Source organism: Streptacidiphilus fuscans (assembly GCF_015690355.1).
In the GTDB taxonomy this organism is placed as follows: Bacteria; Actinomycetota; Actinomycetes; order Streptomycetales; family Streptomycetaceae; genus Streptacidiphilus; species Streptacidiphilus fuscans.
Genome location: NZ_JADPRT010000003.1, coordinates 232,361 through 253,509 on the forward strand (window position 1 = coordinate 232,361; position 21,149 = coordinate 253,509).

General features: G+C 69.9%; 16 protein-coding genes and 1 pseudogene. All 17 read right to left on the minus strand.

Features of this window, described 5'->3' with window-relative positions:
- Positions 1-174: 174 nt before the first annotated feature.
- Entirely contained in the window at positions 175-1,155 is a 981-nt protein-coding gene (locus tag I2501_RS08245; RefSeq protein ID WP_196193206.1) for a 2-oxoacid:ferredoxin oxidoreductase subunit beta, read from the minus strand.
- Positions 1,148-3,046 (minus strand): 2-oxoacid:acceptor oxidoreductase subunit alpha, encoded by a 1,899-nt coding sequence (locus I2501_RS08250; RefSeq protein WP_196193207.1) that lies wholly within the window; start codon positions 3,044-3,046, stop codon positions 1,148-1,150. Before I2501_RS08250 ends, I2501_RS08245 begins: the two co-directional genes overlap by 8 nt.
- 212 nt (positions 3,047-3,258) lie before the next feature.
- Positions 3,259-3,945, minus strand: a complete 687-nt coding sequence (locus I2501_RS08255; RefSeq protein WP_328806303.1) for a response regulator transcription factor — start codon at positions 3,943-3,945, stop codon at positions 3,259-3,261.
- Positions 3,946-4,029: 84 nt separating this feature from the next.
- The gene (locus I2501_RS08260) at positions 4,030-5,040 is read right to left on the minus strand and encodes a polyprenyl synthetase family protein (protein ID WP_196193209.1); all 1,011 of its coding nucleotides are present in this window, start codon (positions 5,038-5,040) and stop codon (positions 4,030-4,032) included.
- A gap of 138 nt (positions 5,041-5,178) precedes the next feature.
- The gene (nuoN, locus tag I2501_RS08265) at positions 5,179-6,819 is read right to left on the minus strand and encodes an NADH-quinone oxidoreductase subunit NuoN (RefSeq protein ID WP_196193210.1); all 1,641 of its coding nucleotides are present in this window, start codon (positions 6,817-6,819) and stop codon (positions 5,179-5,181) included.
- On the minus strand, positions 6,816-8,438 hold the full coding sequence (locus I2501_RS08270; protein ID WP_196193211.1) for an NADH-quinone oxidoreductase subunit M: 1,623 nt from the start codon (positions 8,436-8,438) through the stop codon (positions 6,816-6,818). Before I2501_RS08270 ends, nuoN begins: the two co-directional genes overlap by 4 nt.
- On the minus strand, positions 8,435-10,333 hold the full coding sequence (nuoL, locus tag I2501_RS08275; RefSeq protein WP_196193212.1) for an NADH-quinone oxidoreductase subunit L: 1,899 nt from the start codon (positions 10,331-10,333) through the stop codon (positions 8,435-8,437). Before nuoL ends, I2501_RS08270 begins: the two co-directional genes overlap by 4 nt.
- A gap of 19 nt (positions 10,334-10,352) precedes the next feature.
- Positions 10,353-10,652: an NADH-quinone oxidoreductase subunit NuoK gene (nuoK, locus tag I2501_RS08280; RefSeq protein WP_037605876.1), complete on the minus strand. Its 300-nt coding sequence runs from the start codon at positions 10,650-10,652 to the stop codon at positions 10,353-10,355.
- Positions 10,649-11,521 (minus strand): NADH-quinone oxidoreductase subunit J, encoded by an 873-nt coding sequence (locus I2501_RS08285; RefSeq protein WP_196193213.1) that lies wholly within the window; start codon positions 11,519-11,521, stop codon positions 10,649-10,651. Before I2501_RS08285 ends, nuoK begins: the two co-directional genes overlap by 4 nt.
- Complete coding sequence (nuoI, locus tag I2501_RS08290) at positions 11,518-12,144, minus strand: NADH-quinone oxidoreductase subunit NuoI (protein WP_215909449.1); 627 nt, start codon at positions 12,142-12,144, stop codon at positions 11,518-11,520. Before nuoI ends, I2501_RS08285 begins: the two co-directional genes overlap by 4 nt.
- A 1-nt stretch (position 12,145) precedes the next feature.
- Positions 12,146-13,504, minus strand: a complete 1,359-nt coding sequence (nuoH, locus tag I2501_RS08295; RefSeq protein WP_196193215.1) for an NADH-quinone oxidoreductase subunit NuoH — start codon at positions 13,502-13,504, stop codon at positions 12,146-12,148.
- Positions 13,501-16,125 (minus strand): NADH-quinone oxidoreductase subunit G, encoded by a 2,625-nt coding sequence (locus I2501_RS08300; protein WP_196193216.1) that lies wholly within the window; start codon positions 16,123-16,125, stop codon positions 13,501-13,503. Before I2501_RS08300 ends, nuoH begins: the two co-directional genes overlap by 4 nt.
- Complete coding sequence (nuoF, locus tag I2501_RS08305) at positions 16,122-17,540, minus strand: NADH-quinone oxidoreductase subunit NuoF (protein ID WP_196193217.1); 1,419 nt, start codon at positions 17,538-17,540, stop codon at positions 16,122-16,124. Before nuoF ends, I2501_RS08300 begins: the two co-directional genes overlap by 4 nt.
- On the minus strand, positions 17,537-18,409 hold the full coding sequence (gene nuoE / locus I2501_RS08310) for an NADH-quinone oxidoreductase subunit NuoE (RefSeq protein ID WP_328806269.1): 873 nt from the start codon (positions 18,407-18,409) through the stop codon (positions 17,537-17,539). The genes nuoF and nuoE overlap by 4 nt, the downstream gene beginning before the upstream one ends.
- The gene (locus I2501_RS08315) at positions 18,406-19,788 is read right to left on the minus strand and encodes an NADH-quinone oxidoreductase subunit D (protein WP_196193219.1); all 1,383 of its coding nucleotides are present in this window, start codon (positions 19,786-19,788) and stop codon (positions 18,406-18,408) included. Before I2501_RS08315 ends, nuoE begins: the two co-directional genes overlap by 4 nt.
- Positions 19,788-20,615: pseudogene (locus I2501_RS08320) on the minus strand (NADH-quinone oxidoreductase subunit C); the annotation flags it as partial. The pseudogene I2501_RS08320 and the gene I2501_RS08315, both read right to left, overlap by 1 nt.
- Positions 20,531-21,085, minus strand: a complete 555-nt coding sequence (locus tag I2501_RS08325; protein ID WP_196193221.1) for a NuoB/complex I 20 kDa subunit family protein — start codon at positions 21,083-21,085, stop codon at positions 20,531-20,533. The gene I2501_RS08325 and the pseudogene I2501_RS08320, both read right to left, overlap by 85 nt.
- Positions 21,086-21,149: the final 64 nt, after the last annotated feature.

Genomic DNA, 21,149 nt, shown 5'->3' on the forward strand with positions numbered 1-21,149 from the left:
ACGTCACATGCATACTCCGGCCCGATAAGACAAATCGGACATCCCTTAACGGAAGCTGGGATCTTAGCGCGTCTCTAACAACCTCGTTATCTCTTCGATCGCAATTCGTGGGTTTCCACGTGGTCCGGGCCACATTCAAACCCAGGACCACGTGGAGAAACCGTCAAGATCGATTCAGTTCACCGTCCAGGTGTCGCCCCCGGCGAGAAGAGCGCCCAGGTCACCGGGGCCCTGCGTGGCGACGGCCTGGTCGAGCTGCTCGTTCAGCTGGCGGTCGTAGGCGGGCCGCTGGACGTCCCGCAGGATGCCGATCGGCGTCGGCAGACTGAGCCGGGAGAGCGCGAACGCCCGGGTGGGGTCGGGGTCGTGGGCGTCGTGGACGATCTCCGGACCGTCCTCGCCGTCGTCGCCGTCCTTGCCCGGCAGCCGGTACGGCTGACCCTGCTCCAGCCGCAGCAGCGCGGTGTCGCGGGTGCCCGGATCCTTGAGGATCTCGAACGCTCCGTCATTGAAGATGTTGCAGTTCTGGTAGATCTCGACCAGCGCGGTGCCCCGGTGCTGGGCGGCGGCGCGCAGCACCTCGGTGAGGTGCTTGCGGTCCGAGTCGATGGTCCGGGCGACGAAGGACGCCTCCGCTCCCAGCGCGAGCGAGAGCGGCCGGAACGGCTCGTCGAGGGAGCCCATGGGGGTGGACTTGGTGATCTTGCCTTGTTCGCTGGTGGGTGAGTACTGGCCCTTGGTCAGGCCGTAGATCCGGTTGTTGAACAGCAGGATCTTCAGGTTGACGTTGCGGCGCAGGGCGTGGATGAGGTGGTTGCCGCCGATGGACAGCGCGTCCCCGTCGCCGGTGATCACCCAGACCGACAGGTCCGGGCGCGAGGACGCCAGCCCGGTGGCGATCGCCGGGGCGCGGCCGTGGATGGAGTGCATCCCGTAGGTGTTGAGGTAGTAGGGGAAGCGGGAGGAGCAGCCGATCCCGGAGACGAAGACGATGTTCTCCCGCGCGATGCCCAGCTCCGGCAGGAAGCCCTGGACCGCGGCCAGGATCGCGTAGTCCCCGCAGCCCGGGCACCAGCGGACCTCCTGGTCGGACTTGAAGTCCTTCGCGGTCAGCCTCGACACATCCGTCAGGGTGAGCTCGGTCTGCTCAGTCATCGAGTGCCTCCTTGATCCGGGCGGCGAGCTGCTCGGCCTTGAACGGCATGCCACTGACCTGCGTGAACGAACGCGCATCGACCAAATATTTGGCCCGCAGCAACAGCGCCAGCTGCCCCAGGTTCATCTCCGGCACCAACACCCGCTCATAGCGACCCAACACCTCGCCCAGGTTCGCCGGGAACGGGTTCAGGTGCCGCAACTGCGCGTGGGCCACCTTGCCGCCCGCGGTCCGCACCCGGCGGACCCCGGCCGCGATCGGCCCGAACGTCGACCCCCAGCCCAACACCAGCAACTGCGCGTCCCCGCCCGGATCATCCACCACCAGATCCGGCACCGCGATGCCGTCGATCTTCGCCTGCCGGGTCCGGACCATCAGGTCGTGGTTCGCCGGATCGTAGGAGATGTTCCCCGTCCCGTCCTGCTTCTCGATCCCACCGATCCGGTGCTCCAACCCCGGCGTCCCCGGCACCGCCCACGGCCGCGCCAACGTCTCCGGATCCCGCAGATACGGCCAGAACGAACCGTCCTCCCGGTTCGGCCCCGACGCGAACTCCACCCGCAAGTCGGGCAACTCGTCCACCTCCGGAATCCGCCACGGCTCCGACCCGTTGGCCAGATACCCGTCCGAGAGCAGGAACACCGGCGTCCGATACGTCAACGCGATCCGCGCCGCCTCCAACGCCGCCGTGAAACACTCCCCCGGCGACGCAGGAGCCACGATCGGCACCGGCGCCTCCCCATTGCGGCCGAACATCGCCTGCAACAAGTCCGCCTGCTCCGTCTTCGTCGGCAACCCCGTCGACGGACCACCCCGCTGGATGTCCACCACGACGAGTGGAAGTTCAAGGGAGACGGCCAGCCCGATCGTCTCCGACTTCAGCGCCACCCCCGGACCCGACGTCGTCGTCACCCCCAACGCGCCGCCGAACGCCGCACCCAACGCCGCACCGATCCCAGCGATCTCATCCTCCGCCTGGAACGTCCGCACCCCAAAATTCTTGTGCTTCGACAACTCATGCAGAATGTCCGACGCCGGCGTGATCGGATACGAACCCAGGAACAACGACAACCCCGACCGCCGCGACGCCGCCACCAACCCATAGGCCAGCGCCAGGTTCCCCGAGATGTTCCGATACCGGCCCGCAGCAAACGCCTTCGACGCCGGAGCCACCTCATACGAGACCGCGAACGACTCCGTCGTCTCCCCGTAGTTCCACCCCGCCCGGAACGCCAACACATTCGCCTCGGCGATCTCCGGACGCTTCGCGAACTTCGCCCGCAGGAACCCCTCCGTCCCCTCCGTCGGACGGTGATACATCCACGACAACAACCCCAACGCGAACATGTTCTTCGCCCGCTCCGCGTCCTTACGCGCCAGCGGGGTCTCCTTCAGGGCCTCCACCGTCAGCGTGGTCAGCGGCACCGGATGCACCTGGTAGGCCGCGAGCGTCCCGTCGTCCAGCGGGTCGCTCTGCCAGCCGACCTTGGCCAGCGCGCGCTTGGTGAACTCGTCGGTGTTGACGATGATCTCCGCGCCGTGCGGCACGTCGGCCAGGTTGGCCTTGAGCGCGGCCGGGTTCATCGCCACCAGCACGTCCGGAGCGTCACCCGGCGTCAGGATGTCGTGATCCGCGAAATGCAACTGGAAACTGGACACGCCAGGCAGCGTCCCGGCAGGCGCCCGGATCTCCGCCGGGAAGTTCGGCAGCGTCGACAGGTCGTTCCCGAATCCCGCCGTCTCCGACGTGAACCGGTCACCGGTCAACTGCATACCGTCGCCCGAGTCCCCGGCGAACCGGATCACGACCCGGTCGAGCCGCTTGACCCGTTTCCCGGCGTCATGGGAATCGTCGAACGCAGAACCCGTCTCCTCGACCCTGCTGGTCACGACCTTGGGCCTCCCTCGTCACCGATAGTGGTGGTGGTGCTCCGCTGAAATCCTATGTCGCCGCACCCGCCGGGCGGGGGATCATGGCACTAGGATATCTGACACACCGTCAGGAATTTCTTCCCTCCGAGCCGCACCCTGCCGGGCCGCGCTCGACTCGCGCACGAGCGGCGGACTGGACGCGTCAGGGTCAGTTCAGCCTCAGGGACGGTTCAGGAGTTCAGGTAGCGCAGCACGGCCAGCACGCGGCGGTGGTCCTCGGGGCTCTGGGTCAGGCCGAGCTTCAGGAAGATGTTGCTGACGTGCTTCTCCACCGCGCCGTCGGAGACCACCAGCTGCCGGGCCACCGCCGTGTTGCTGCGGCCCTCCGCCATCAGCCCGAGGACCTCGCGCTCGCGCGGGGTGAGCGCCTCCAGCGTGTCGTGGCGGCGGCTGCGGCCGAGCAGCTGGGCCACCACCTCCGGGTCCAGCGCGGTGCCGCCCGCGGCGACCCGGCTGACCGCGTCGACGAACTCCCGCACCTCGGCGACCCGGTCCTTGAGCAGGTAGCCGACCCCACGCGTGGTGCTCGCGAGCAGCTCGGAGGCGTAGCGCTCCTCCACGTACTGGGAGAGCACCAGCGTGCCGACCTCCGGGTGGCGGGCCCGCAGTTCGATGCAGGCCCGGACGCCCTCGTCGGTGTGGGTCGGCGGCATCCGCACGTCCGCCACGACCACGTCGGGGACGCCGCCGCCCGATTCACCGCCCGACTCGGTGCTCGCGCCGGCCAGCTGGTCGACCAGCGCCAGCAGCGCCTCGCCGTCGCCGACCGCGCCGACGACCTCCATCCCCCGGTCGGTCAGCAACCGGGTCAGGCCGTCACGGAGCAGGACCGAGTCTTCAGCGATGACCACGCGCAGAGCGCCGGAGGTAGCAGGCATGGCTGCATCGTATGAAAACCCAAGCCCCTCCGGGGCCGTTGCGCGATGTACTCGCGCACAGCTTTACATCGTGCGCAGGGCCACCGCGTCGCACAGGCCTTCCAGCGCGGACTTGGCCGGGCAGGGCGGGAGCGGGCCGAGCAGCTCGCGGGCCTCCTCCGCCCAGCGCAGCGTGTCCTCGCGGGCCTGCGCCAGGGCCGGGTGGGCGCGCATCAGCTCCAGCGCCTCCGCGTGCAGCTCGTCGTCCTCGATCGGCCCGGCCGTCAGCTCGCGCAGCCGCAGGTCGCCCGGGACGGACGGGTCCGGCTCGGTGGCGCGCAGCAGCAGGACCGGCAGCGTGGGGACGCCCTCGCGCAGGTCGGTGCCGGGCGTCTTGCCGGACTCGCGGCTCTCGCTGGCCACGTCCAGGATGTCGTCGGCCAGCTGGAACGCGGTGCCGATGCGCTCGCCGTACTGGGTCAGTATGTCGACGACCCGCTCGTCCGCCCCGGCCAGCAGCGCGCCCAGGTGGCAGGAGACCGCGATCAGCGAGCTGGTCTTGCCGGAGAGCACGTCCAGGTAGTGGCGGACCGGGTCGTCGTCAGGGCCGGGACCGGCGGTCTCCAGGATCTGGCCGGTGACCAGCCGCTCGAACGCCTGGGCCTGGAGCCGGACCGCCTTGGGCCCGAGGTCGGCCAGGATCTGCGAGGCGCGGGAGAAGAGGAAGTCGCCGGTGAGGATGGCGACCGAGTTGTCCCAGCGGGCGTTGGCGCTGACCGCGCCGCGGCGCATCGACGCCTCGTCCATGACGTCGTCGTGGTACAGCGTCGCCAGGTGGGTCAGCTCGACCACGACGGCGGCCGGGACGATGCCGGGCGCGTTGGCGTCGCCGAACTGTGCGGCGAGCAGCGTCAGCAGCGGACGGAAGCGCTTGCCCCCGGCGTGCAGCAGATGCTGTGCGCCGACTGTGATGAACGGCACATCGCTCTTGGTGGCGTCGGCGAGGGCCTGTTCGACGGCCGCCATGCCCTCGCGGACATCGGCCTCCAGTGCCTGGTCCTGCACGCTCAGCCCGAAGGGCCCCACGACGGTCACCGGGAACACTCCTGTCGCTGGTCGGGTGGCTGGCGGAGAGAAGCCATCAAGGGCAGCGTATCCGGTCGGGAGTCGATCACTGCGCGCGCCCGGCCTACGAAGGTGCAGGCCGGGCGCGCGAAGTGATCAACGGATGCGTCACCGTACGAACAGGGACGCCTGGTTCGCAAGATGCAGGAAGTACTCAGGCAGCACGCCGAGGACCACGGTGACCACCGCACCCAGGGCGATCGCGGTCCCGGTCAGCGCGCTCGGCACGGCCACGGTCGGTCCGTCAGGACGCGGGTCCGAGAAGAACATCAGCACGATGACCCGGATGTAGAAGAACGCCGCCACCGCCGAGGACAGCACACCGACGATGACCAGCGGCGTGGCGCCGCTGCCCGCCGCGGCCTGGAACACCGCGAACTTCCCGGTGAAGCCGGACGTCAGCGGGATGCCCGCGAAGGCCAGCAGGAAGAGCGCGAAGACCGCCGCCAGCAGCGGCGAGCGCCGCCCGAGACCGGCCCAGCGCGACAGGTGCGTCGCCTCCCCGTCCGCGTCCCGGACCAGGGTGACCACCGCGAAGGCGCCCAGGGTGACGAAGGAGTAGGCGGCCAGGTAGAAGAGCACCGCCGACAGCCCCGCCCGGTCCGTCGCGATGACGCCGGTGAGGATGAACCCCGCGTGCGCGACGGACGAGTACGCCAGCAGGCGCTTGACGTCGGTCTGGGTCACCGCGATGACCGCACCGGCCACCATGGTGAGGATCGCCACGCCCCACATGACCGGCCGCCAGTCCCAGACCAGGCCGGGGAAGGCCACGTAGAGCAGCCGCAGCAGCGCGCCGAAGGCGGCCACCTTGGTCGCGGCGGCCATGAAGCCGGTGACAGGCGTCGGCGCGCCCTGGTAGACGTCCGGGGTCCACATGTGGAACGGGACCGCGCCGACCTTGAAGAGCAGGCCGACGCCCAGCATGGCCAGACCGATCAGCAGCAGCGCGTCGTTGCCGGTGCTCACCGCCAGCGCCGGGGTGACCGGCGCCCGGCCCTCGACCACCGCGGCGATCCCGCCCAGCTGGACCGTCCCCGCGTAGCCGTAGAGCAGCGCCAGGCCGAAGAGGAAGAACGCCGACGAGAACGCGCCGAGGAGGAAGTACTTGACCGCCGCCTCCTGCGACAGCAGCCGGCGACGGCGTGCCAGCGCGCAGAGCAGGTAGAGCGGGAGGGAGAAGACCTCCAGCGCCACGAACATGGTCAGCAGGTCCGAGGCGGCCGGGAAGAGCAGCATCCCGCCCACCGCGAACATGGTCAGCGGGTACACCTCGGTGGTGGCGAAGCCGGAGTTCGCCGCGCGCTTCTCCGGGTCGCTGCCGGGGACGGCCGCCGCCTGCGGGGCGAAGGAGTCGACCGGCGCTCCGGTCGACGACCTCGGCTCCAGCCGCCGCTCCGCGAATCCCAGCACGGCGACCACCGCGACCAGCGCGATCACGCCCTGGAGGAAGAGTGACGGACCGTCGACGGCGACCGCGCCCATGGCGGCCAGGTCCGCCTTGTTGGTGGCGTAGCCCTGCGCGGCCAGTGTCACGATCAGCCCGAAGGCGGTGGCCAGGCCGACCAGCGCGATGCCGACCTGCACCCGGTACCGGTGCCGACGCGGAACGAAGGCCTCCGCCAGCACGCCGACCAGCGCGGCCGCGAAGACGGCGAGCATCGGCGACAACTGCCAGTACTCGATGTGCGGCGCGGGGATGGGCGGCACGGTGGTGACCGCCGCCAGGGTGGTGAAATGCGCGCTCACTGGCCGCCTCCCGAGTTGGTGGAACCAGCCGTGTTGGTGATGGCGACGTTGACGTGCGGGGCCGGGTCGGTGCGGCCGACCTGGGAGAGCGTGGTGTTGACCGACGGGTTGACGATGTCGGCGATGGGCTTCGGGTAGATGCCCAGCACCAGCAGCATCGCGATCAGCGGTGCCACGACCACGAGTTCACGGGCCTTCAGGTCGGCCACCTTCTCGTTGCCGGGCTTGACCGGACCGGTCATGGTGCGCTGGTAGAGCACCAGCACGTAGAGCGCGGCCAGGACGATGCCCGCCGTGGCGACGATGCCCAGCGCCGGGTACCGCTCGAAGGTGCCGACCAGGACCAGGAACTCGCTGACGAACGGGCCGAGGCCGGGCAGCGACAGGATCGCCAGTCCGCCGACCAGGAACGTCCCCGCCAGCACCGGTGCGACCTTCTGCACCCCGCCGTAGTCGGAGATGAGCCGACTGCCGCGCCGCGACATCAGGAAGCCCGCCACCAGCAGCCACGCGGCCGTGGAGACACCGTGGTTGACCATGTAGAGGGTGGCTCCGGACTGGCCCTGACTGGTCAGCGCGAAGATGCCCAGGATGATGAAGCCGAAGTGCGAGATGGACGCGTAGGCGACCAGCCGCTTGATGTCCTTCTGACCCACCGCCAGCAGCGCGCCGTAGATGATGCTGATCACGGCCAGCACCAGGATCGTCGGCGCGAAGGTCTTGCTCGCCTGTGGGAAGAGCTGCAGGCAGAAGCGGAGCATCGCGAAGGTGCCGACCTTGTCGACCACGGCCGTGATCAGCACCGCCACGCCCGGCGTCGCCTCGCCCATGGCGTTGGGCAGCCAGGTGTGCAGCGGCCAGAGCGGCGCCTTGACCGCGAAGGCGAACATGAAGCCGAGGAACAGCGCGTTCTCCGCGACCGGCGAGAAGTGCAGCGTGCCGTTCTGCAGCGCGTCGGTGATGGCGACCAGGTCGAAGGTGTGGGTGATCGTGTAGAGCCCGACCACCGCCGCCAGCATCACCAGGCCGCCGAGCAGGTTGTAGAGCAGGAACTTGACGGCCGCGTAGCTGCGCTGCTTCGCGTCCTCCCCCGCCGTCCGGTCGCCGAAGCCGCCGATCAGGAAGTACATCGGGATCAGCATGGCTTCGAAGAAGACGTAGAAGAGGAAGACGTCGGTGGCCTCGAAGGAGAGCACCACCATCGCCTCGACCGCCAGGATCAGGGCGAAGAAGCCCTGGGTGCGGCGGTTGCGCTCGAAGGTGCCCGAGTCGTCGGTGATCGGGTCGGCCTCGTGCCAGGACGCCAGCATCACGAACGGCACCAGCACGGCCGTCAGCAGGACCAGCACCACCGCGATACCGTCGACGCCGAGGCTGTAGGAGATGCCGAACTGCGAGATCCAGCTGTGGTTCTCGGTCATCTGGAAGCGCGCCCCGCCCGGCACGAACCGGGCGGTGACGATCGACGCGATCGCCAGCGTGGCGACGGAGAAGACCAGCGGCACGACCTTGTTGCGGTCCCTGCTGCGGGAGTTCGTCGCCGCGGGCAGGGCAGCCGTGACGATCGCACCGACGGCCGGGAGAGCCGCCGTAACGGTCAACCAAGGGAATGAACTCATGCGACGGCCCTCATCAAAAGCGTCGTGGCGACCAGCACCAGCGCGCCGCCGAACATCGACAGGGCGTAGGAGCGGACATAACCGTTCTGGAGCTTGCGCACGCGGCCGGAGGTGCCGCCGACCAGCGCGGCGATGCCGTTGACCAGCCCGTCCAGGCCCTTGCCCTCCAGGTAGACCAGGAAGCGGGTCAGGTGCGAGCCGCCGCTGACCAGGACCACGTGGTTGAAGTCGTCCTGCAGCAGGTCGCGCCGGGCCGCCCGGGTGAGCGCCGAGCCCAGCGGCGGAACGGCCGGGACCGGCTTGCGCCCGTACATCATCCAGGCGACGGTGACGCCGAGGACCAGCACCACCATCGTCCCGATCGTCACCTCGGTGGTGCTCAGCGGCGAGTGGCCCTCCTGGTAACCCGTGACCGGCGAGAGCCAGTGGAGGAACGAGGAGTTCAGGTTGAAGAGGAAGCCGGCCAGAACCGAACCGACCGCCAGGACCGCCATCGGGATGCCCATCACCATCGGCGACTCGTGCGGGTGCGGCTCGTGGCCCTCAGCGTCCGGCTGCCAGCGCTTCTCGCCGAAGAAGGTCATCAGCATCACGCGGGTCATGTAGAACGCGGTCACGGCCGCGCCGATGAGCGCGCAGGTGCCAAGGATCCAGCCCTCGGTGCCGCCGTGGCCGTAGGCCGCCTCGATGATCTTGTCCTTGGAGAAGAAGCCGGACAGACCGGGGAAGCCGATGATGGCCAGGTAGCCGAGGCCGAAGGTGACGAAGGTCAGCGGCATGTATTTCCGCAGCCCGCCGTACTTCCGCATGTCCACCTCGTCGTTCATGCCGTGCATGACCGATCCGGCGCCGAGGAAGAGCCCGGCCTTGAAGAAGCCGTGGGTGACCAGGTGCATGATCGCGAAGACGTAGCCGATCGGCCCCAGCCCGGCGGCCAGCACCATGTAGCCGATCTGCGACATGGTGGAACCGGCGAGCGCCTTCTTGATGTCGTCCTTGGCACAACCGACGATGGCACCGAAGAGCAGCGTCACCGTGCCGACCACGACCGTCGCCAGCTGGGCCGTGGGCGCCAGGTTGAAGATGGCCGAGGAGCGGACGATCAGGTAGACGCCGGCGGTCACCATGGTCGCCGCGTGGATCAGGGCCGAGACCGGGGTCGGGCCCTCCATCGCGTCCCCGAGCCAGGACTGCAGCGGCACCTGAGCGGACTTGCCGCACGCGGCCAGCAGCAGCATCAGCCCGATGCCGGTGAGCGTCGCCTGGGTGGCCTGCGAGGCGTGCGCGAAGACAGGGGTGAAGGCGAAGGTGCCGAAGGTGGTGAACATCAGCATGACCGCGATGGACAGGCCGACGTCACCGACGCGGTTGACCAGGAACGCCTTCTTGGCGGCCGTCGCCGCGCTGGGCTTGTGCTGCCAGAAACCGATCAGCAGGTAGGACGCCAGGCCGACGCCCTCCCAACCGACGTAGAGCAGCAGGTAGTTGTCGGCCAGCACCAGCAGCAGCATGGCCGCGAGGAAGAGGTTGAGAAAGCCGAAGAACCGCCGGCGCTTCTCGTCGTGCGCCATGTACCCGATCGAGTACAGGTGGATCAGCGAGCCGACGCCCGTGATCAGCAGCACGAAGGTCATCGACAGCTGGTCCAGCTGGAACCCGACCTCGGCCTGGAAGCCGTTGACGGGAATCCAGGTGAACAGATGGTCCGTGACGGTACGCCCGGACACAGGACGGCCCAACATCTGGAAGAAGAGCGCCAGCCCGACGCCGAAGGAGGCGAAGGCGGCGACGGTACCGAGCAGGTGCCCGACTCCGTCGAGGCGGCGTCCGCCGAGGAGCAGCAGGGCAGCTCCCAGCAGCGGCACCGCGACCAGTACGGGGATGAGATTGTCCACGGTCAGTCAGCCTCCGCCGCTACAGCTTCATGAGGTTGGTGTCGTCGACCGAGGCCGAGTGACGGGTGCGGAAGACACTCACGATGATGGCGAGACCGACGACCACCTCGGCCGCCGCGACCACCATCGTGAAGAAGGCGATGATCTGCCCGTCCAGGTTGCCGTGCAGCCGGGAGAAGGTGACCAGGGCCAGGTTGCAGGCGTTGAGCATCAGCTCCACGCACATGAACAGCACGATCGCGTTGCGCCGCACCAGCACGCCGACGGCGCCAATGGTGAAGAGCAGGGCCGCGAGGTACAGGTAGTTGACGGGGTTCACTGCTGCTCCTCCTGCCCCTCTTCGTTCGCTTCCAGCTCGTCCTGGGCCCGGTCCAGCTGGGCCAGTTCGGTGCCGGAGCGCGACTTGGGCGTCTTCCGGCCCAGCCGGGCGGCGGTGCCGGTCTCCAGCTCGCCCATCCGGCGCAGCAGGTCCGTGCCGACGCGGCGCATCTGGCCGCGCTGACGCAGCGTCGGGTTGACGCTGATCTCGGCCGGGCTGCCGTCCGGCAGCAGGCCGGGCACGTCCACCGCGTTGTGCCGGGCGTAGACGCCGGGCGCGGGCAGCGGCGTGACCTGCTGGCCCAACCGGACCCGCTGCTCGGCCAGGTCACGCTGGCTCTGGCGGACCTCGGTGGCCTCGCGGTGCGTCAGCACCATCGCGCCGACCGCCGCCGTGATCAGCAGTGCGCCGGTGACCTCGAAGGCCCAGACGTACTGGGTGAAGATCAGCCGGGCCAGGCCCTGGACGTTGCCGCCCGAGGCCTGGTTGGCCGCGCCGACGCCGGTGAAGTTCCGCAGGTGCGCGTTGGCGATGCCCGCCATCAGCAGCACGCCGAAGCCGATCCCGCCGACCACCGCCGCGACCCGCTGGCCCCTGAGCGTCTCCTTGACCGAGTCGGCCGAGGTGACGCCGACCAGCATCACGACGAAGAGGAAGAGCATCATGATCGCGCCGGTGTAGACGACGATCTGGACGATGCCGAGGAAGACCGCGCCCTCGGCCATGTAACAGATCGCCAGCGCGATCATCGTCGCTGCCAGGCAGAGCGCGGAGTGCACCGCCTTGCGCATCAGCACCATGCCCAGCGCGCCGCCGACCGCGATCACCGCCAGCACCCAGAACTGGACGGCCTCTCCGGTGGAGGTCATGCCGTCACCTCGCTCTGTTCCTCAGCCTGGTCAGCCCGGTCGGCATGGTCGGCCTCGTCGGCCTCGTCGGCCTGGTCCGGCTGCTCGCCCTTGCTGACGGCGACCTGGCGCACCGTGCCCGGGGCCGCCTCGGTGACGTGGCCCTGGTAGTAGTCGCGCTCGTCCATGCCCGGGAAGATCGAGTGGGGCGAGTCGACCATGCCCTCGGTGAGTCCGGCGAGCAGCTCCTCCTTGGTGTAGATGAGCGACTCGCGGGAACTGTCGGCCAGTTCGTACTCGTTGGTCATGGTGAGCGCCCTGGTCGGGCAGGCCTCGATGCAGAGTCCGCAGAGGATGCAGCGGGCGTAGTTGATCTGGTAGACCCGCCCGTACCGCTCGCCCGGCGAGTAGCGCTCCTCGTCGGTGTTGTCCGCGCCCTCGACGTAGATGGCGTCCGCCGGGCAGGCCCACGCGCAGAGCTCGCAGCCGACGCACTTCTCCAGCCCGTCCGGGTGCCGGTTGAGCTGGTGCCGGCCGTGGAACCTGGGCGCGGTGGGCTTCTTGTACTCCGGATACTGCTCGGTCAGGCGCTTCTTGAACATGGCCTTGAAGGTCACGCCGAAGCCTGCGGCGGGTCCCAACATGTCAGGCACCGTCGTCTCCCTTCAGTGCGGGAACGGTCGGAACGGCTTGCTCACCGCTGCGCGAGGGCCGCCTGGGCACGGCCGGAAGCTGCTGGCCCGGCATCGGCGGGACCGGGAAGCCGCCCGCCATCGGGTCGAACGCCTCGGGTCCGCCGACTCCCACGCCGGACGCCGCGGGCTCCGCGCCCTTCTTCGGCCGCAGCATGTCGACCAGCAGCGAGAGCAGCAGCAGCGCGATCACCCCGCCGCCGACGTAGAGGACGATGTGGGAGAAGTTGTAGCCCTGGTCGCGCAGCGCCCGGACGGTGGCGACCATGACCAGCCACACGAGCGAGACCGGGATCAGCACCTTCCAGCCCAGCTTCATGAACTGGTCGTAGCGCAGCCGGGGCAGCGTGCCGCGCAGCCAGATGAAGACGAAGAGCAGCAGCTGGATCTTGACGATCAGCCAGAGCATCGGCCACCAACCGTGGTTGGCCCCCGCCCAGAAGGCGGTGATCGGCCACGGCGCGCGCCAGCCGCCCAGGAACATCACGCTGGCCACGGCCGAGACCGTCACCATGTTGATGTACTCGGCCAGCATGAACATCGCGAACTTCAGCGAGGAGTACTCGGTGTTGAAGCCGCCGACCAGCTCGCCCTCGGCCTCCGGGAGGTCGAACGGCGCGCGGTTGGTCTCACCGACCATCGACACCAGGTAGACCAGGAAGCTCACCGGCAGCAGGCAGGCGAACCAGGTCTTCGACTGCGCGTCCACGATCGCCGAGGTCGACATCGACCCGGAGTAGAGGAAGACGGCCGCGAAGCTCAGACCCATCGCGATCTCGTACGACACCATCTGCGCCGCCGAGCGGAGCCCGCCGAGCAGCGGGTAGGTCGAGCCGGAGGCCCAACCGGCCAGCACGATGCCGTAGATGCCGATCGAGGCGGTGGCCAGGATGAACAGGATACCGACGGGCAGGTCGGTCAGCTGCATCGTGGTCCGGGTGCCGAAGATGGAGATCTCGTGGTCGGCCGGGCCGAACGGGATCACCGCGAAGGCCATGAAGGCCGGCATCGCGGAGAGCACCGGGGCCAGGATGAAGACCGCCTTGTCGGCGGCGCTGACGACCAGGTCCTCCTTGAGCGCCAGCTTCACGCCGTCGGCCAGGCTCTGCAGCATGCCCCAGGGGCCGTGCCGGTTGGGGCCGATGCGCAGCTGCATCCAGGCGACGACCTTGCGCTCCCAGACGATGGCGATCAGCACCGTCAGCACCAGGAACGCGAAGCAGAACACCGCCTTCAGCAGCACCAGCCACCAGGGGTCCAGGCCGAAGAAGGAGAGGTCCTCGGCCGCGAGTTGCACCGAGTGAGGCATCATCGCTGCTCCTCCATGCCGTCCGTGTCCATGCCTTCCGTGCCTTCGTTGGCTTCGTTGACTTCGGTGCCGTCGTTGTTGGCCGACCCCAGCGCGACGATCCGTCCCGGGACGGCGCCGAGCGCCCGCGCCGCGGAGCGCGCAGTGCCGTTGTCCGCCTTGCCGGCGCCCGCGGTGGAGTTGAGCGGGATCCAGACCACCCGGTCCGGCAGCTCGGCCGTGATCGCCAGTGGCAGCGTGACGCTGCCCGCCGGGCCGGTGACGGTGAGCGGCGCGCCGTCGGCGACGCCGACCTCGGCCGCCGTGGCGGGCGAGAGCCGGGCCACCGCCGGGTGCCGGGTGCCGGCCAGGGCGGTGTCGCCCTGCTGCAGCACGCCGTTGTCGAGCAGCTGCCGCCAGCCGGCCAGCACCGCCTCGCCCGCGCTGGGACGCGGCAGCGGCCGGGCCAGCTCGACCGGGGCGTCGGCGCGCTCGCCGCGCCAGGGCCCGAGGGCGTCCAGCTCGCGCCGGGCGGCCGTCAGGTCCGGCAAGCCGAGGTGCTTGTCCATGGCGTCGGCCAGCATGTGCAGCACCCGGAGGTCGTCCTCCAGGTGACGTTGCGTCATCTGGTCGGGCTTGAGCGCCACTTCGAAGAAGCGGGCGCGGCCCTCCCAGTCCAGGAAGGTGCCCGCCTTCTCGGCGACCGCCGCCACCGGCAGCACCACGTCCGCCCGTTCGGTGACCGCGCTGGGCCGCAGCTCCAGGCTGACCACGAAGCCGACCCTCTCCAGCGCCGCCTCGGCGGCGGCCGGGTCGGGCAGGTCGTCCGTCTCGACGCCGCCGACCAGCAGCGCGTCGAGCTCGCCCCCGGCCGCGGCCGCGAGGATGCCGGTGGTGTCGCGTCCGTGGCGGGGCGGCAGTTCGGCCAGGCCCCAGGCGGCGGCGACCTCTCGGCGCGCCTCCGGGTCGGTGGCCGGACGGCCGCCGGGCAGCAGGCCGGGCAGGGCTCCCGCCTCGACCGCGCCGCGCTCACCCGCCCGACGCGGGATCCAGGCCAACTGGGCTCCGGCCAGCCGGGCCAGCCGCAGTGCGGCGCTGTATCCGCCCGCGCTGCCTGCCAGCCGCTCGCCGACCAGCACCACCGCACCCGGCTCGCGTAGCCTGCGCGCCGCCTCGCCCGCGTCGCCGTCCAGGGGCTCGCCCTCGGCGAGCGCCTCCAGCCACTCGGCCTCGGTGCCCGGCGCGGCCGGGAGCAGCGTCCCGTCCAGCTTGGTCAGCCCGCGCGAGGCGTGGGTCGCGATCGCGTAGACCTTCAGGCCCTGCTTCCGCGCTGCCTTGCGCAGCCGCAGGAAGACGATCGGCGACTCCTCCTCGGGCTCGAAGCCCACCAGCAGGACCGTTTTCGCGTTCTCCAGCGCCGCGTAGTCGACGGCGGCCTTCCCGCCTGTGGACCTGCCGTCCAGGTCCACGCCGTGCCCGGCGACGGCGGCGGCCAGGAACTCGGCCTCCTCCGCGCTGTGCACGCGTGCCCGGAAGTCGACGTCGTTGGTGCCGAGCGCGACCCGGGCGAACTTGGCGTAGGCGTACGCGTCCTCGACCGTCGCCCGGCCACCCACGAGTACACCCGCCCTCGACACACCCGCGCGCGCCGCTCCCGGACGCTTCTGGGCCAGCCCGCGTGCGGCGGCGGCCAGCGCCTCCGGCCAGGACGCGGGTTCCAGCTCGCCCGTCTCGGCGTTGCGCAGCAGCGGGGTCCGGATCCGGTCCGGCAGCTGCGCGTAGCGGAACGCGAAGCGGCCCTTGTCGCAGCTCCACTCCTCGTTCACCGCCGGGTCGTCCCCGGCCTGACGCCGCATCACCTTGCCGCGCCGGTGGTCGGTCCGCGTCGCGCAGCCGCTCGCGCAGTGCTCGCAGACGCTCGCCGAGGAGCTGAGGTCGAACGGCCGCGACCGGAACCGGTACGCCGCCGAGGTCAGCGCGCCGACCGGGCAGATCTGGATGGTGTTGCCGGAGAAGTACGACCGGAAGTCGTCCCCCGCCCCGATGCCGACCTGCTGGAGCGCTCCACGCTCCACCAGGTCGATGAACGGGTCACCGGCGATCTGCTCACTGAACCGGGTGCAGCGGGCGCAGAGCACGCAGCGCTCGCGGTCCAGCAGCACCTGGGTGCTGATCGGCATCGGCTTCTCGTAGGTCCGCTTGACGCCGTCGAACCGGCTGTCGCTCTGACCGTGCGAGAGCGCCTGGTTCTGCAGCGGGCACTCGCCGCCCTTGTCGCAGACCGGACAGTCAAGCGGGTGGTTGATCAGCAACAGCTCCATCACACCGCGCTGGGACTTCTCCGCGACGGGTGAGGTGAGTTGGGACTTCACCACCATCCCGTCGGTGCACTCGATGGTGCACGAGGCCACCGGCTTGCGCTGGCCCTCCACCTCGACGATGCACTGACGGCAGGCGCCGACCGGGGCCAGCAGCGGGTGGTCGCAGAAGCGCGGGATCTCGACGCCGATCATCTCGGCGGCGCGGATGACCAGGGTGCCCTTGGGCACCTTCACCTCGACGCCGTCGATGGTGACGGTCAGGAGGTCGGGCCGCGCCTCCGCGCCGCCCTTCGTACCGTCCTTTTCGGGGACCGTTGCGGTCACGCCAGCACTCCGTTCTCGCTCGGGTCAAGGTCGCCGTGCGCTGCTCGGTCTCCCGGTGGGTCGTCAGGGCTCTGCCTGCCGGAAGCCGAGGACCGCCGTCCCCGCGTCCCCGCCCAGACCGTCGAGGCCGCCGGGTCGAACGGGCAGCGGCGCTCGCGCAGGTGCTGCTCGTACTCGTCCCGGAAGTACTGCAGCGAGGAGAAGATCGGGCTGGCCGCGCCGTCGCCGAGCGCGCAGAAGGACTTGCCGTTGATGTTGTCGGCGATGTCCTGCAGCTTCTCCAGGTCGCCCGGCTCGCCCTCGCCCGCCTCGATCCGGCGCAGCAACTGGACCAGCCAGTAGGTGCCTTCACGGCAGGGCGTGCACTTGCCGCAGGACTCGTGGGCGTAGAACTCGGTCCACCGGGTCACCGCCCGGACCACGCAGGTCGTCTCGTCGAAGACCTGCAGCGCCTTGGTGCCCAGCATCGAACCCGCCGCGCCGACACCCTCGTAGTCGAGCGGCACGTCCAGGTGCTGGTCGGTGAACATCGGCGTCGACGACCCGCCCGGCGTCCAGAACTTGAGCCGGTGACCCTCGCGGACGCCGCCGCTGATCTCCAGCAGCTGCCGCAGCGTGACGCCGAGCGGCGCCTCGTACTGGCCGGGGTTGGTCACGTGTCCGGAGAGCGAGTAGAGCGTGAAGCCGGGCGACTTCTCGCTGCCCATCGAACGGAACCAGTCCTTGCCCTTGTGCAGGATCGCCGGGACCGACGCGATCGACTCCACGTTGTTGACCACCGTCGGGCAGGCGTAGAGACCGGCGACGGCCGGGAACGGCGGCCGGAGCCTCGGCTGGCCGCGACGGCCTTCGAGCGAGTCGAGCAGCGCCGTCTCCTCGCCGCAGATGTACGCGCCCGCGCCCGCGTGGACGGTGATGTCCAGGTCGAAGCCGCTGCCGAGCACGTTCTGCCCGAGGTAGCCCGCCTCGTACGCCTCGGCCACCGCCGCGTGCAGGCGGCGCAGCACCGGCACGGTCTCGCCGCGCAGGTAGATGAAGGCGTGGCTGCAGCGGATCGCCCAGCTGGCGATGATCATGCCCTCGATCAGCGAGTGCGGGTTGGCGAAGAGCAGCGGGATGTCCTTGCAGGTGCCCGGCTCGGACTCGTCCGCGTTGACCACCAGGTAGTGCGGCTTGCCGTCGCCCTGCGGGATGAACTGCCACTTCATGCCCGTCGGGAAGCCCGCGCCGCCGCGACCGCGCAGGCCCGCGTCCTTGACCAGGGCGATGACGGCGTCCGGGTCCATCCGCAGCGCCTCGTGCAGGCCCTTGTAGCCGTCGTGCGCGCGGTAGGTCGCAAGCGTCCAGGGCTTCTCGTCGTCCCAGGTCGCCGACAGGACCGGGGAGAGCAGCTTCTCCGGGTGCGTCGCGGTCATGCCTCGTCCCCTTCCGTGCCCGTGCCGTCCTGCTCTGCCCCGGCCTGCTGGGCGTCTTCGGCTGTGCGGGCGTCTTCGGCTTCGCGGACGTCCTCGGTCTCGCGGCTGTCCTCCTGACGCGGCGCCACGATGTGGGTACCGCCGGTGCCCGGGAGGGTCTCGCCGCGCGCGAGGCGCAGCCCGGCCAGGCTGGGCGCGCCGCCCGCGCCGGACTCGTCCACCGCGCCGGGCCGCTCGTCGGGGAACCCGGCCAGGATCCGCGCGGTCTCCCGGAAGCTGCACAGCCGCGCGCCGCGCGTCGGGGCGACGTCCGTGCCGGCCCGGAGCTGGTCGACCAACTCCCGTGCGCTTTCCGGGGTCTGGTTGTCGAAGAACTCCCAGTTGACCATCACCACCGGCGCGTAGTCGCAGGCCGCGTTGCACTCGATGTGCTCCAGCGAGATCTGCCCGTCCTCGGTGGTCTCGTTGTTGCCGATGCCCAGGTGGTCCTGCAGCTCGGCGAAGATCTGGTCGCCGCCCAGCACCGCGCAGAGCGTGTTGGTGCACACCCCGACGTGGTACTCACCCGCCGGACGCCGCCGGTACATGGTGTAGAAGGTGGCGACGGCCGTGACCTCGGCCGTGGTCAGGCCCAACTGCTCGGCGCAGTAACGGATCCCGGTCCGCGAGACGAACCCCTCCTCCGCCTGCACCAGGTGCAGCAGCGGCAGCAGCGCGGAGCGCGACTGCGGGTAGCGGGCGATGATCTCCGCCGCGTCCGGGTCCAGCCGCTCCCGCACCTCCGCCGGGTACGGCGCCGCCGGAAGCTCCGGCAGGCCCAGATCCGTGGTGCGCTGTTCTGCCTTCTCCCGCGGTTCGGTGGTACTCACCGGTCCACGCCTCCCATCACCGGGTCGATGCCGGCCACGGCGACGATCACGTCGGCGACCTGCCCGCCCTCGCACATCGCGGCCATCGTCTGCAGGTTGGTGAAGCTCGGGTCGCGGAAGTGCACCCGGTACGGGCGCGTGCCGCCGTCGGAGACGACGTGGACGCCGAGCTCGCCCTTGGGCGACTCGACCGCCGCGTAGGCCTGACCCGCCGGGACGTGGAAGCCCTCGGTCACCAGCTTGAAGTGGTGGATCAGCGCCTCCATGGACTCGCCCATGATGGTGCGGATGTGGTCGAGCGAGTTGCCCATCCCGTCCGGCCCGAGCGCCAGTTGCGCCGGCCAGGCGATCTTCTTGTCGGCGACCATGACCGGCCCGCCGATCCCGCCGCCCTTGCCCGAACCGTTGCCGCCGTGCCCCTTGAGCAGGTCCAGGCACTGGTCGACGATCCGCAGCGACTGCTCCATCTCGCGCAGCCGGATCAGGAACCGGCCGTAGGAGTCGGCGGTGTCGGTGGTCTCCACCTCGAACTCGTACTGCTCGTAGCCGCAGTACGGGTCCGTCTTGCGCAGGTCGTGCGGCAGGCCGGTGGCGCGCAGGATCGGCCCCGTGGCGCCGAGCGCCATGCAGCCGGCCAGGTCCAGGTAGCCGACGTCGACCAACCGGGCCTTGAAGACCGGGTTGTTGGTGGCCAGCTTGTCGTACTCGGGCATCCGCGAGCGGAGCAGCTTGACGCCCTCGCGGATCTGGTCGAGCGCACCGGGCGGCAGGTCCTGCGCCAGCCCGCCGGGGCGGACGTAGGCGTGGTTCATGCGCAGGCCGGTGACCAGCTCGAAGATGTCGAGGATGATCTCGCGGTCACGGAAGCCGTAGATCATCAGCGTGGTGGAGCCGATCTCCATCCCGCCCGTGGCCAGACAGACCAGGTGCGAGGCGATCCGGTTCAGCTCCATCATCAACACCCGGATGACGGAGGCCCGTTCGGGGATGTCGTCGGTGATCCCGAGCAGCTTCTCGACGGCCAGGCAGTAGGCGGTCTCGTTGAACAGCGGGGTCAGGTAGTCCATCCGCGTCACGAAGGTCGTGCCCTGGGTCCAGTTCCTGAACTCCATGTTCTTCTCGATGCCGGTGTGCAGGTAGCCGATGCCGCAGCGGGCCTCGCGCACCGTCTCGCCGTCGATCTCCAGGATCAGCCGCAGCACGCCGTGGGTGGACGGGTGCTGCGGACCCATGTTGACGATGATCCGCTCGTCGTCCGCCTTCGCGGCCGCGCTGACGATCTCGTCCCAGTCGCCGCCGGTGACGGTGTAGACGCGTCCCTCGGTGGTCTCGCGACCGGGCGCCTCCGCCTGCTGAGGAGCGTGCGGTTGAGTACTCATCAGGTGTACGACCTCCGCTGGTCGGGAGCCGGGATCTGCGCGCCCTTGTACTCGACGGGGATGCCGCCGAGCGGGTAGTCCTTGCGCTGCGGGTGGCCCAGCCAGTCGTCCGGCATCATGATCCGCATCAACGCCGGGTGGTCGTCGAAGACGATGCCGAAGAAGTCGTACGTCTCGCGCTCGTGCCAGTCGTTGGTCGGGTAGACGGCGACTGTCGACGGGATGTGCGGGTCCGCGTCCGGCGCGGACACCTCGACCCGGATCAGCCGCCCGTGGGTGATCGACCGCAGGTGGTAGACCGCGTGCAGTTCGCGTCCCGCGTCGCCCGGGTAGTGCACGCCGCTGACGCCGGTGCACAGTTCGAACCGCAGCGCCGGGTCGTCGCGCAGCGTCCGCATCGCCTGCACCAGGTGCTCGCGGCGGACGTGGAAGGTGATCTCGTCCCGGTCCACCACGGTCTTCTCGATCGCGGCCTCCGGGCTGATCCCCTGCTCCTCCAGCGCGCCCTCGAACTCGTCGGCCACCTCGTCGAACCAGACGCCCCCGTACGGTCGGCTGCTCGCCGCCGGCAGCACGATCGGCCGGACCAGCCGACCGTAGCCGGAGGTGTCACCGCTCCCGCTGCCTCCGAACATCCCGTGCCGGACGCCGATGACCTCCAGCTCGGTCTGCCCCTCGCGCGGCACCGGGACGTCGCCGGACTCGGCGCTCCGCTCGGGATTCTGCTCGGGATTCTGCTCGCTCATCGCAGCAGCCCCTTCATCTCGATGGTCGGGACCGCCTGCAGCGCCTGCTCCTCCGCCTCCTGCTGGGCGCGACGCTTGTTGACGCCGAGCTTCTCGTGGCGGATCTGGTCGTGGAGCTTGAGGATGGCGTCCATCAGCATCTCCGGCCGCGGCGGGCAGCCGGGCAGGTAGATGTCGACCGGGATGATGTGGTCGACGCCCTGGACGATCGCGTAGTTGTTGAACATCCCGCCGGACGAGGCGCAGACGCCCATGGAGATGACCCACTTCGGGTTGGCCATCTGGTCGTAGACCTGCCGCACCACCGGCGCCATCTTCTGGCTCACCCGACCGGCCACGATCATCAGGTCGGCCTGTCGCGGCGAGCCGCGGAAGACCTCCATCCCGAACCGGGCCAGGTCGTACCGGCCCGCGCCGGTGGTCATCATCTCGATGGCGCAGCAGGCGAGCCCGAAGGTCGCCGGGAAGAGGGAGCTCTTGCGCACCCACCCCGCGGCCTGCTCGACCGTCGTGAGCAGGAAGCCGCTGGGCAGCTTCTCCTCGATACCCATTCGTCAGTCCTCTCTCGACGCGTCAGTCAGTGCCACGCCAGTCAGTCCCAGGCCGCTCAGTCCC